Origin of the sequence: Nostoc sp. NMS9, assembly GCF_017114995.1 — a bacterium.
In the GTDB taxonomy this organism is placed as follows: Bacteria; Cyanobacteriota; Cyanobacteriia; order Cyanobacteriales; family Nostocaceae; genus Nostoc.
The window spans coordinates 1-11129 of record NZ_JABXKL010000036.1 but is presented as its reverse complement, the minus strand read 5'-3'; the positions used below and the strand labels follow the sequence as shown (position 1 = coordinate 11129).

General features: G+C 44.1%; 9 protein-coding genes. 4 read left to right on the top strand and 5 right to left on the bottom strand.

Annotated features, from left to right (window positions below; genetic code table 11):
• From HWQ40_RS12425 to ruvC, 3 genes are all read right to left on the bottom strand, one after another.
• Positions 1-2875, bottom strand: a 2875-nt coding sequence (locus HWQ40_RS12425) for an MFS transporter (RefSeq protein WP_292778127.1), incomplete at its 3' end; no start/stop codon positions are given.
• A 632-nt stretch (positions 2876-3507) separates the two neighbouring features.
• Complete coding sequence (infC, locus tag HWQ40_RS12420; protein ID WP_104908867.1) at positions 3508-4041, bottom strand: translation initiation factor IF-3; 534 nt, start codon at positions 4039-4041, stop codon at positions 3508-3510.
• A gap of 436 nt (positions 4042-4477) precedes the next feature.
• Positions 4478-4969, bottom strand: coding sequence for a crossover junction endodeoxyribonuclease RuvC (gene ruvC / locus HWQ40_RS12415; protein WP_292778125.1), 492 nt, complete (start codon positions 4967-4969; stop codon positions 4478-4480).
• Positions 4970-5143: 174 nt separating this feature from the next.
• Here ruvC and HWQ40_RS12410 point away from each other — a divergent pair, with 174 nt between their 5' ends.
• The 3 genes from HWQ40_RS12410 (at position 5144) to HWQ40_RS12400 (ending at position 8768) form a co-directional block, all read left to right on the top strand.
• Entirely contained in the window at positions 5144-6547 is a 1404-nt protein-coding gene (locus tag HWQ40_RS12410) for a gluconeogenesis factor YvcK family protein (protein ID WP_292778124.1), read from the top strand.
• 65 nt (positions 6548-6612) lie between these two features.
• Positions 6613-7068 (top strand): tRNA (adenosine(37)-N6)-threonylcarbamoyltransferase complex ATPase subunit type 1 TsaE, encoded by a 456-nt coding sequence (gene tsaE, locus HWQ40_RS12405; RefSeq protein ID WP_292778122.1) that lies wholly within the window; start codon positions 6613-6615, stop codon positions 7066-7068.
• Between the two features lie 1073 nt (positions 7069-8141).
• Complete coding sequence (locus HWQ40_RS12400) at positions 8142-8768, top strand: PadR family transcriptional regulator (protein WP_292778121.1); 627 nt, start codon at positions 8142-8144, stop codon at positions 8766-8768.
• Between the two features lie 95 nt (positions 8769-8863).
• On the opposite strand, the gene HWQ40_RS12395 is transcribed toward HWQ40_RS12400, so the two are convergent.
• Together HWQ40_RS12395 and HWQ40_RS12390 are read right to left on the bottom strand one after the other, a co-directional pair.
• The gene (locus HWQ40_RS12395; RefSeq protein WP_292778120.1) at positions 8864-9166 is read right to left on the bottom strand and encodes an aldo/keto reductase; all 303 of its coding nucleotides are present in this window, start codon (positions 9164-9166) and stop codon (positions 8864-8866) included.
• 63 nt (positions 9167-9229) lie between these two features.
• Positions 9230-9961, bottom strand: coding sequence for an SDR family oxidoreductase (locus HWQ40_RS12390; RefSeq protein WP_292778118.1), 732 nt, complete (start codon positions 9959-9961; stop codon positions 9230-9232).
• 208 nt (positions 9962-10169) lie between these two features.
• Here HWQ40_RS12390 and HWQ40_RS12385 point away from each other — a divergent pair, with 208 nt between their 5' ends.
• On the top strand, positions 10170-11084 hold the full coding sequence (locus tag HWQ40_RS12385) for an AraC family transcriptional regulator (protein WP_292778116.1): 915 nt from the start codon (positions 10170-10172) through the stop codon (positions 11082-11084).
• Positions 11085-11129 lie beyond the last annotated feature (45 nt).

The window sequence follows — 11129 nt, the reverse complement described above, 5'->3', positions numbered from 1 at the left end:
CGATCGCAGCTTCTCTGACAAAGCCGGTTGGATGACGCAAACTCACTAATATCTCAGAACTGGTCAGTCGGATGCGTGTAACTTGAGCATAATGAAAACAGCAAGCTAGACACCAGTCAGAAAGAAAATTACCTAACATCAGCAATCTGTGGAGGCGATCGCCAACTACCATGTTCTCATATTCTACGATCTTGGCTTCGACAAGATATTGTAATTTTTCTGCCTGTGGTCGGTTATCTAAAATATTCAGCAATAAAGACTTTGAAGACAAAGTTACGGTATGCTCTAAGATTTCTAACCCCCTGGCTAAGTTTACCACTGAGAGCGATCGCAGATTGAAGGATGCCGCCTGCATCTTTTCTGGCGAGTAAAGCAGTTTCAGTAATAGTAGCAGCCGCTCTTTGACATCCAATTCCAATTCTAGAAGGGCGCGTTGCAGTAATTCAGAGACAATCACAATCCTCTGATTGGATTGATGATTTTCTTTTTGGTCTAGTGTTTGGAAGTCAATGTATGCGGCGTAAATTTCACCTAAAAATTTTAATTCCTGCTTAATTAAATTTTCCACCCGACTTTCATAAAATCGATCTACTAAACCTTTAATTCCTGGTTGTTTGTGTATTTTTAGTAAGCTGCGGAGAATATGATCCCTAGTAGTACCCCAGGATGTTTCCAAGTTTTCCCATAAAGTCTCCAATGCTTGCTGGGTACCGACTTGAGCAATGGTACGCCAAGCATACATCCGCACTACTTCTGGTTTGTAAATATTGGTAGCCAACCGCAACAGCATTTCTAAAGCTTCATTTTCTAGTCGCACTAGGGCTGCCATAGCTGTGCTGCGGGTTGATTTGTAATAAAGTGCTGCAATCAGTGCTGAATAGTACTCTTCTAAATGGGTTGCTGCAATCATTTCTAATACGGCACAGCGCACCCGTAACGACTCATCTTGTAATAAATTCGGGATATGAATCCGCAACGCCTGCAAATAAACTGCTTCTCTCAGCGCTCTAACTCCATTCACCCGTTCCCGTTCTTGCTTATGAGTCAGCATCCGGCGCATGGTTTGAGTAGCTGCTACCTTTTGCATAGGCGTTCCCTGGCGTAAGACTAAAGCGGCGGCGGTAGCGCGAATGAGTGAGTTTTGCCGGGGGTGTAAATATCCTTCTAAGAGGCTTAAATTGGGATTTGGTTCAGCCAGCCAAACGTAGCGCAGCGCTAAGGCAAAAACTTCGGGGTTAGTTTCTTGGGATTCTTCTAACAAAGGACGGATGGCGGCTAGATAAACCGGATTTACACCTCCCATCAGCATCACTTCTAAACTTTGGCGCTGCAAATCTGGGGTTAACTTCACTAGTAGCGGTGCTAAAACTTCCGCAGCTCCTTGGGAATCAATTTGGGCTAAAAGTTCAATACAAGAGCGTTTATCAGCCTCACTGCCTTTTTCTGCTAAAGCTTTGACTACACCCTGTTTGAAAAATCGTAAGCCGACATTGGTTGCACTCAAGTGACCCCGCGCCACACTCAAGACTAACAGTTCCACATAGCGCGATCGCAATTCCCAAACTACTGTTAAACAAGTGCCAGTTATCAGCATTGTTTCTGCTACCAACACCCATTTTTGTAGTGGTTCGGGTACAAACCGCCCACAAAACAAGATAGTTGCAAAAATTAGCGCTCCTGTCAAACCTGTAGCGATCGCTTCGGCAGTTCCGCCGGATAAAGTCTGCATCCGGCTGCGAATTGCCTCTGGAATCGGTTGATACAGAATGGGGCCGCTACTCATCACAAAGGTGTAGCGCAAAAGTTCATCGCAGAATTTGACAATTATCAAACCCCAGAAAAAGCTTTGCGATTGCATGGCTGGAATTAAATGCAGCAATACCAGCACTCCTGGGAGTGAAAAGCCGATGGTGATTGGTAAAAGCGTAGCAGTGAAAAATACCCCCATTCGTTCGATGAGTCGGCTGGAAAAAAACCACTGCAACAACAACTCACACAGTCCCAACATTCCACCAAAAAGACCCAAAAAGCTCGCAAGTTCTCGGTCGCCCAAATTGGATTGGAGTTCGCGTAAATACTGAAAATCTATTAACAAGCCAATGACTTGCAACAGACCCACAAAAGCAAACAACTGCCAAACGTATCGCTTCAGTGGACTTTTAATGAAACGCTCTCGTGAAGCTTGTTGTTCAGGAACTAGTCTTTGTGGGGTTTCAGGAAAAGCTGCTCGATAGTGATGAGTTAAATAGAATAGAATCCCCGATCCTAATAAAATCACCATACAGGCGATGAAGATGATCTTATTCAGTGTGGTGTATTGCACTAGCCAAGGCAAACTAAAGCCACTGATCACATCTGCTACCAAAAGCCCACTACTCACTAGTGGGTAAGTCCGTTTAATCTCCCGAATATTAAATATTTGGTTGGCGACGATGGAAGTGTTGAGGTCATTGACCACATAAAGTGCATCTACCCACAGCCGCAATAGAAATGCCGAAATAACTGCCAGGTAGGAAAAATGCGATCCCCAACGTAATACAACTAATAAAACTAATGGCATCAACATGCAAGGTGCGATCGCCACAATTACCCGACGTAAGGGAAAAATCTTTTGCAGCCAAGAGTATAAAAAGACCAGTCCGGCACTCATTGCCGCACTAGCAATATACATCCACGGCAGTAGATGAGTCCCATATTCATCCAAAAACAGCGCCACCGTACTGTCTTCTGCCCATCGCAATCCTACACATACAATTGTGTAAAAAAGAAACATTATCTGGGTTCGTTCGCTCTCCTCTGGTCGGAGATTCACCCACTGTAATAGTCGTGGTAAAGCAACTTTATTTGCAGCCAACCAGTGATTTTTCAGTTCCATGCAGTTTTATTTTCTGGTAGTATCACCGCGCATTGGGCATTGGCATTGGGCATTGGGCATTGGCATTGGGCATTGGGCATTGGGCATTAGTTATTTCTCCTCTGCTCCCCTGCCCCTCTGCCTACTCATCCCCTGGAAATAGCAAAAGTCCTGAGCAACTGAGTATTATGTTTCCCACTCAGCGTTCAGGACTATCGATTTTAGATAAATTTAAACGCTTTCAGTAGGAGTGCACAGCTAACTGTGTGCCCAAAGCGCATATTAGACTTCTTGCATAAATCAAAAAAAGAACCCCACTCCGCCTTTGACTTACGTCAAATTCTCCCCTCCCCGCGTGCAGGGCTACGGTATACACACAAATCCTCCTGACCCCCCTAAATCCCCCTTATCAAGGGGGGAAACAGGAAATTTAGTTCCCTCCCTTTTCTAAGGGGAGGGTTAGGGTGGGGTAAAACCGTGATTTCTCAGCTGTTTCAGACTTATGTGTACACCGTAGCCCTGCGGGGAGAGGTTGGGGGTGGGGTGTTAGGAGACTTTTCCAAGAGGTCTATTGCATCCAAATGAAAGATGAAAAAATCCCCTGACTTCTAGCCAGGGGATTTTCAAACTTGGTCTATTAAACAGTTAGAGAATTATTTTTTGGGCGAGATGAGCATCATCATGTTTCGTCCTTCTTTTTTAGGCGCTTGTTGAAGCTCACCAAAAGGCTCCAAATCCGTTGCCATTCGCTTGAGCAAATCTTCTGCTAGGTCGCTGTGTTGAATTTCTCGACCCCGGAACATCACAGTCGCTTTGACTTTATCGCCATCTTTCAAAAAGCGCTCTGCTTGCTTAACACGCACGTTGTAGTCGTGTTCTTCTATTTTGTAGCGCATCTTAACTTCTTTGACATCAGCCGTGTGCTGCTTTTTCCGGGCTTCCCGCGCCTTTTTTTCTTGTTCAAACTTGTATTTCCCGTAGTCCATAATCCGACAAACCGGCGGGTCAGCTTTATCGCTGATTAGCACCAAATCTAGCTCTTTTTCTTCTGCTAGTTGTAGTGCTTCCTGTGGGGGCATAATTCCCAATTGGGCACCGTCAGTGTCAATGACCCGAATTTTCGGGAAGCGAATTCGTTCGTTAATTTGGGGCAGATCGCGAGTTCTTTTCTTCTCAATCACAGCCATTATGATTTGTGGGAGATCTTAAATGAAGGATTTGGTGTGGTCTAAATTGGTATGCCTCAGAGGCAAAATACAGAAGTAACTCAGGACTGAAAACATAGTCTCCAGTTCTAGGGTAACTAATCTATAAAATAGTTGCCTCGTTGTATTTGTCATTTTACTCAGTCTGAGAGAATTTCTCTGCAATAGTTAATCTAAATTACACAACCTAGACTCATATTAAATATTATTACAATTATTTAGCAAGACTTTTTGCGATGGCGTAACCGCCCACCGTAGGTGATCGCATTGAGCAACATCATCAGGACTAGCCCTTGAGCGTTTTGTCAAAGAGAGTCCAGTATCGGTGATGGTTCGTGGGCTTTTAGAGAGAGCATTATGTCCCCAAACCCAAATATTTGATGAACTATTTTTGTACTTTATTCACTTTTTACAAAACCTATAGCTGATAAGAAGCCGTTAAAGCCACCGCCAAAGCATCCGCAGCATCATCCGGCTTAGGAATTTCATCTAAATCCAACTCCCGCGCCACCGCTTCTTGCACTTCTGACTTATCAGCATTGCCATAGCCTGTTAAAGCTTGTTTAATTTGAGCCGGAGTAAACTCTACATAAGGAAGACGACGCTGACCCAACACTAAAATGACTATACCCCGCGCCTGTGCAACCAGGATTGTACTTGACATCCGATAGAAGAATAGTTTCTCGATCGCTACTAAATCTGGCTGAAATTCCTCCATCAGGGTGTGTAAATCATCAAACAAGGTACATAGGCGTTGTCCCATTTCTATATCTGCTGACGTTTTAATGACTCCAAAATCCAGCATATTTACTGTAGTCTCTTGCACCTTGTTGAGATTTTGTGTGCAGCTAATTGCCCCAAATCCTAAAATTGCCAGTCCTGGATCTAATCCTAAAATTCGTTTTTCCATTAAATTCACTTTTACCAAGCCAGGGTATTGTTTAACTAGAAATACTGGCAATCTTCACGACTTGCTCTTAGTCTAATAGGATTGATAAATATAATAGTTTCACGCCTGGTGTTTTAAACCAAGCGGTGTAAATTTTCTGTTAATTATTGTTTGTAGCACTGCTCCAAATCAGGTATGTCAATTGGTTTTCTCAGACAAGCCCTCAACGCCCTGCAAAAGCAGTCGCGCTCTCGTACTTCTTATCGGGTCAACCAGTGGTTCAAATGGTTATCCCCTGGACTATCGGTAAAACGTTGGTTATTGATTAGTGTTGGGGGTGTACTGCTGGCAAGTTTGGGGTTAGCCATTTGGATTAAGCTGACCCCAATTTTTTGGATGATTGAGTTGGTTAGAGGTTTCTTGGGAGTCATCACCAACCTCTTACCGAACTATATCAGTGGGCCTTTGGTGCTGCTTGGCGGCTTACTGTTAGTGCTTTGGGGGCAAACTCGCACCGTAGGTTCAATTACTAAGGTACTAAGAGCAGAAGGTGGAGAGGAACTCATTGATGTTTTACTGGCCCATCGTCGATTGTACCGAGGCCCAAAAATAGTGGTAATTGGTGGTGGTACAGGACTTTCTACGTTGTTAAGGGGACTGAAAACTTACAGCGCTAATATTACTGCAATTGTTACTGTCGCCGATGATGGTGGATCTTCTGGGCGTTTGCGTCAAGAATTTGGAGTGCTACCACCAGGGGATATTCGCAATTGTTTGGCTGCACTAGCAGATGAAGAAAAGTTATTAACAGAATTGTTCCAATACCGTTTTCGGGCTGGAGATGGCTTAACTGGTCACAGTTTTGGCAATTTGTTTTTAACGGCAATGAGTGATATTACTGGAGATTTAGAACAAGCAGTTGCAGCCAGTTCTAAAGTTCTAGCAGTGCGAGGACAAGTACTACCAGCAACTCTCAGTGATGTTCGCCTCTGGGCAGAATTAGCCGATGGTCGTCGGATTGAGGGGGAGTCTAGTATTCCCAAAGCTGGCGGTAAAATTGTCAAAATTGGCTGCATTCCGGCTAATCCTCCGGCGGTACCAGCAGCTATTAAGGCAATTAAAGAAGCTGATTACATCATTATTGGTCCAGGTAGCCTTTATACAAGCTTAATTCCTAATTTATTAGTACCAGAAATTGCCGATGCGATCGCTCAAACAGATGCCCCCCGTATTTATATCTGCAATATCATGACTCAACCAGGAGAAACTGAAGGCTACACTGTTGCCGATCACATCAGAGCAATTGATGCTGCTTGTGGACAAAGACGACTATTCGATGCTGTATTAATACACAAAAAATCCCCTTCGGAGCAATCACTTATCCGCTACGCCCAACAAAACTCCCATCCCGTTTTCCTCGATAGAGAAGCCGTAACTCAACTAGGACGACGCATTGTTCCAGCTAATGTTTTGTATGAAGATGAAACAGGTTTTGTACGTCACAATCCGCAGAAATTAGCACAAGTGTTATTGCGGTGGTACGGTAGAGGTCAGTCCCTTCGGGGAATTCAAAATTCAAAATTCAAAATTCAAAATTAAGGAAGATGAAAATTTGTCATTATGTCATTTTTTTAGACTAATCAGTAATGCCCAATACCTCAATCATGAAAATTTTTCTTGCAGATACAGAAGCGACGCTGCGCTTAGGTATTACTCTTGGTGAATCTCTGATACCTGGCAGTGTAATTTTACTAGAAGGTGATTTAGGCGCTGGTAAAACTACTTTAGTTCAAGGCATTGGTAAAGGTTTAGGAATTGCTGAACCCATTGTCAGTCCCACTTTCACGCTGATTAATGAGTACACGGAAGGGCGCTTTCCCCTTTACCATCTGGATTTATATCGCTTAGAACCGCAAGAAGTTGCCACCCTAAATTTAGAAAGTTACTGGGAAGGTGTTGAAGTCATACCAGGAATAGTAGCAGTTGAATGGGCGGAACGATTGCCCTACAAGCCAGATAGTTATCTGAGCGTGAGTTTGACTTATGGACATGAAGGCACTCGTCAAGTCGAACTCACACCATTCAATTGTGCCATTAGCAAAGTCATTGCCGCAATTTAAGCTCATCTCCCGATTAAAGTACGAGGAATTTCACTTTTTTGACCGCAACACTCAAAAATTCCTGTAAATAATCGAGAGAGAACTTTACACTCGTCCTATCTGCCACTACCACGTTCGCCACTGTCAGTTACTAACATTGTTATCTCAACCAAAACAAAAATATTTAATCAGCTTTTCTTCAATAGAAAACTGGTGGTCAGCAAAGCTGACACCCGTCTCTATAAATTTAGGAAAGTTGGCAACATACTGGCTTTCTTTAAAAGGGAGACTATTTTTTCCTTCACTCCCTTGAATCCAGGCGGGTTTATATTATCCGAATAGTATTGAACCTAAAGTGGTTCTTGACTAAACGGGATATAGGCATCTACTAGTTTTATTGCTGTAATAAGCAGTTAAAAACTGATTTAGATGGTTGGTATACGAATCAAGCAAGTGTAAATAAACTGTTGTTGGGTTCAATGAGAGTTTTGAGAGAACTGAGTCAGCTTCGATTGAACCCGATTAGTTCCCTACTGTGGTTCAAAAAAGGAATCTAGATTATTTAGCAGCGAATGCTAGTAGAAAAGTTAAGCAATCATCAGTTTCTGTATAATTTTAACTTTTCTCACACTTAGTATTCCCAAGTTAAGTTCATAATCTATACAAAAAAATAAAGTATTTTATAAATTTACAAAATTAGTTTTAATAATTTTAACTAGCATAAATTCTTATACTCACATCTGTAATTAGCACCAATCTCAAGAAAATTTTAACTAAAATATCTCGTATTTATACATATTTTATCTAGAAATACAAGATGTATTAAGTAAGTTGGCATGAAAAAACCAAACCCTGTATCTTTACATGGTTTGGTCTGTGGAGTGAACTCTTTGTTACACCTATTACTTCCTAGTTGAGCAAAAATGCTTAATTTACGATTAAACGTCGTAGATAGAGTCTTTTGTCGAACAAGTACAGACTCTTAGCTAGTCGAAGTTGCTTTCGTTACAAATCTTCATCAAAATTCTATTCCGATATATCGGAATATATCGCGATATATCGTATATTAGAGAAAGTTGATTTGAGATTCACTTATGTTTAGACATTTTCGGTCACGTTTTGGCGCACCTGCATGGGCAGGAGTTAGCGAAGAGGATTCATTACTTGTCAGGTCCTGGTTTCAACATGGCAAGCATCATGGTAGACATCATGACAAACGCTTTGATAATGAAATGTTTGGTCGTGGTTGGGGAGATGAATACCGGACTCGTCGGGGTGACATCAAGTTCATTCTGCTGGAATTGTTATCTGAGCATCCTAGTCATGGTTACGACCTGATTAAAGAGATGGAAACTCGTTATGGTGGTTTCCGTCGCCTCAGTCCTGGCTCAGTGTATCCAACACTCCAATTGTTGGAAGAAGGTGGTTATCTCAAGAGCGCACAGGAAGGAGGCAAGCGGATTTATACGATTACGGATGAGGGTAAGCAATTATTGGCAGAACGTGCCCAACAAGAACCTTCAGACACTCCTTGGGATACCTTCAAAAGTTTTGTTACAGGTAAGCCCCAAGAGTTTATTGAGTTGCGGAATGCCGCTACAGAGTTAGCTGCTGCGGTGGTGCAGGTTGCTCGTAGTGGCAATATGGAGCGGATAAATCGGGTGCGGGAGCTTTTAGAGCAAGTTAAACGGGATATTTATGCGATTCTGGCTGAAAAATAAGTAGAGGATCGTAGTAAGGACTTTAGTCCTTATTTTCTAAGCAGCAAACTGCTTACTACAAACCCTCTTGTACTTTGCTTACGCTGTTGATCGCATTAGCGTTCGCTGTCCAACATCTGCATTTGATGTTCATCATAACGAGTGCCTGCGATCGCAGATGCGGGAATTGCTGCTTCAATGCGGGTTAAGTCCTCTGGGGATAGGTTCACATCCAGAGCCGCCAACGATTCGGAAAGTTGCGTGCGCTTGCGTGCGCCGATGACCGGCACAATATTTTTGCCTTTTGCAAGTACCCAGGCAATAGCCAACTGTGAAGCAAGAACTCCTTTCTCGGCAGCAATTTGGTTTAGACCTGTAGAACCAAGCTGGCGAGGTTGAATTTTATTTTGGGTAGTCATATAGCGCTTCTGTGTTGTTATTACTGCGAGGTTAGGTTGAAAATTCTCCGCATTTTTGCGTAACTATACGCTGGCTGTGGGGCGCACGATAATCTCATTCACATCAACGTCATCCGGTTGCTCGATTGCAAAGGCGATCGCTCTGGCGATCGCTTCAGCCGGAAGGGCAATCTTGCGGAATTCCTGCATACCTTTGCCAGCTTCGGCGTCAGTAATGCTATCGGCCAGTTCTGACTCCGTTACACCCGGCGAAATAACTGTAACGCGAATGTCAGTATTTTCCTGACGCAGCCCCTCCGAAATTGCCAACACCGCGAACTTAGTGGCTGAGTAAACGGCGCAGGTTGGCCACACCGCGTGTCCGCCGATGGAGGACAGGTTGACGAACTGGCCAAATCCCTGGCGTTTCATCAGTGGTAGCCCAGCAGCGATGCCATTGAGTACGCCACGGATGTTCACGTCAATCATCCAGTCCCATTCATCAACCTTCAGCGCTTCTAACTTCGAGAGCGGCATAACGCCTGCATTGTTGACGATGACATCAATGCGGCCAAATTTGCTCTGAGCAAATTCTATAAAGGCTTGGAAATCGGCGCGATGAGTAACATCGAGGGTCTGATACTCCGCCGAGCCTCCCTCAGCGCGGATTGTAGCCACGAGGGTTTCTAGCCGCTCCGTGCGTCGTGCGCCCAGGATGACCTGGATGCCCTTACGAGCGAGTAGACGTGCTGTCGCCTCACCGATACCGCTGCTTGCGCCCGTAATTAGTACGACTTTCTGTTGGTTGGTGGTCATAAAACTGTATCTCCAAGTTGTTGTACTCTCTAGCACACTCTTAATCTAAGAGAGTCAAAGCTTGATGCGGTAATCTGAACCTGCGGAATTCTTGCCTAATCCTGCATTTTCCTTCATTGTTTATCATAAAAAGATAAGCTGACCTAAGCGGCTGAGTAGATTGCAGCTGCCCTGAGTGTTACTTTCATAAAGGATTTCAAACGACATTATGCAACAGACTGTTAGAAAGCAGCAGTCCGAGCTAGCCGCTCTGATTGCCCAGAACAGTAATGGAGATGGTGTCCATCCCACAGCGATCAAGCGGTTGTTCTTGTTTTGCTCCTCACAACCAACTGCGCCTCTTCATGCCCTGCATGAGCCTTCCCTGTGTATAGTCGCTCAGGGCAAGAAACAGGTAATGTTGGCAGACAATCTGTATGTTTATGGTCAAGACCAATATTTGGTGGTATCCATCGATCTGCCTATCGTTGGTCAAGTGATTGAAGCAACGCCAACCGTTCCGTATCTGTGCCTTCGGCTCGATTTAGATCCGGGAGAACTCAGCACACTGATGATGGAGGCAAAACTAGACGCTCCCGCTAAGCAACCACTAAAACCGGGCTTGTCTATTAATCCTGTTAGCCCCCAACTGCTTGATGCCGCAATAAGACTTGTACGGTTGTTGGAAACACCTCAAGATATTGTTATCCTCGCACCTTTGATTGTCCGAGAAATTCTCTACCGTTTGTTATCAGGCGAACACAGTGCTAGATTGCGACAGATTGCTTTAGTCGATAAACAACTCCAAGCAATTAGCAGAGCGATCAACTGGCTTAAATGGAACTACGAAAAACCATTTCGGATCGATACGATCGCTCGTGAAGCGTGCATGAGTCCCTCGTCCCTTCATCATCACTTCAAGTCAGTCACCACCATGAGTCCTTTGCAATATCAAAAACAACTTAGGCTTCAACAAGCCCGTCGCCTGATGCTGGGGCAAGGTATGGATGCTGCAACAGCTAGTCATTACGTGGGTTATGAAAGCCCCTCACAGTTCAGCCGTGAATACAGTCGGTTGTTTGGCGCACCACCGTTGCGTGATATGGCTCGGTTAAAAAGTGGAGTTTTTGGGGATGGGGGATGAGGAGCAGGGGAGCAGGGGGGCAGGGGGCAGGGGGGCAGAGGGGCA

Bases quoted from the DNA above. Each gene is read 5' to 3' on its own strand.
- infC (WP_104908867.1), bottom strand. From the start codon at position 4,041: ATGGCTGTGATTGAGAAGAAAAGAACTCGCGATCTGCCCCAAATTAAC.
- ruvC (WP_292778125.1), bottom strand. From the start codon at position 4,969: ATGGAAAAACGAATTTTAGGATTAGATCCAGGACTGGCAATTTTAGGA.
- HWQ40_RS12410 (WP_292778124.1), top strand. From the start codon at position 5,144: ATGTCAATTGGTTTTCTCAGACAAGCCCTCAACGCCCTGCAAAAGCAG.
- tsaE (WP_292778122.1), top strand. From the start codon at position 6,613: ATGAAAATTTTTCTTGCAGATACAGAAGCGACGCTGCGCTTAGGTATT.
- HWQ40_RS12400 (WP_292778121.1), top strand. From the start codon at position 8,142: ATGTTTAGACATTTTCGGTCACGTTTTGGCGCACCTGCATGGGCAGGA.
- HWQ40_RS12395 (WP_292778120.1), bottom strand. From the start codon at position 9,166: ATGACTACCCAAAATAAAATTCAACCTCGCCAGCTTGGTTCTACAGGT.
- HWQ40_RS12390 (WP_292778118.1), bottom strand. From the start codon at position 9,961: ATGACCACCAACCAACAGAAAGTCGTACTAATTACGGGCGCAAGCAGC.
- HWQ40_RS12385 (WP_292778116.1), top strand. From the start codon at position 10,170: ATGCAACAGACTGTTAGAAAGCAGCAGTCCGAGCTAGCCGCTCTGATT.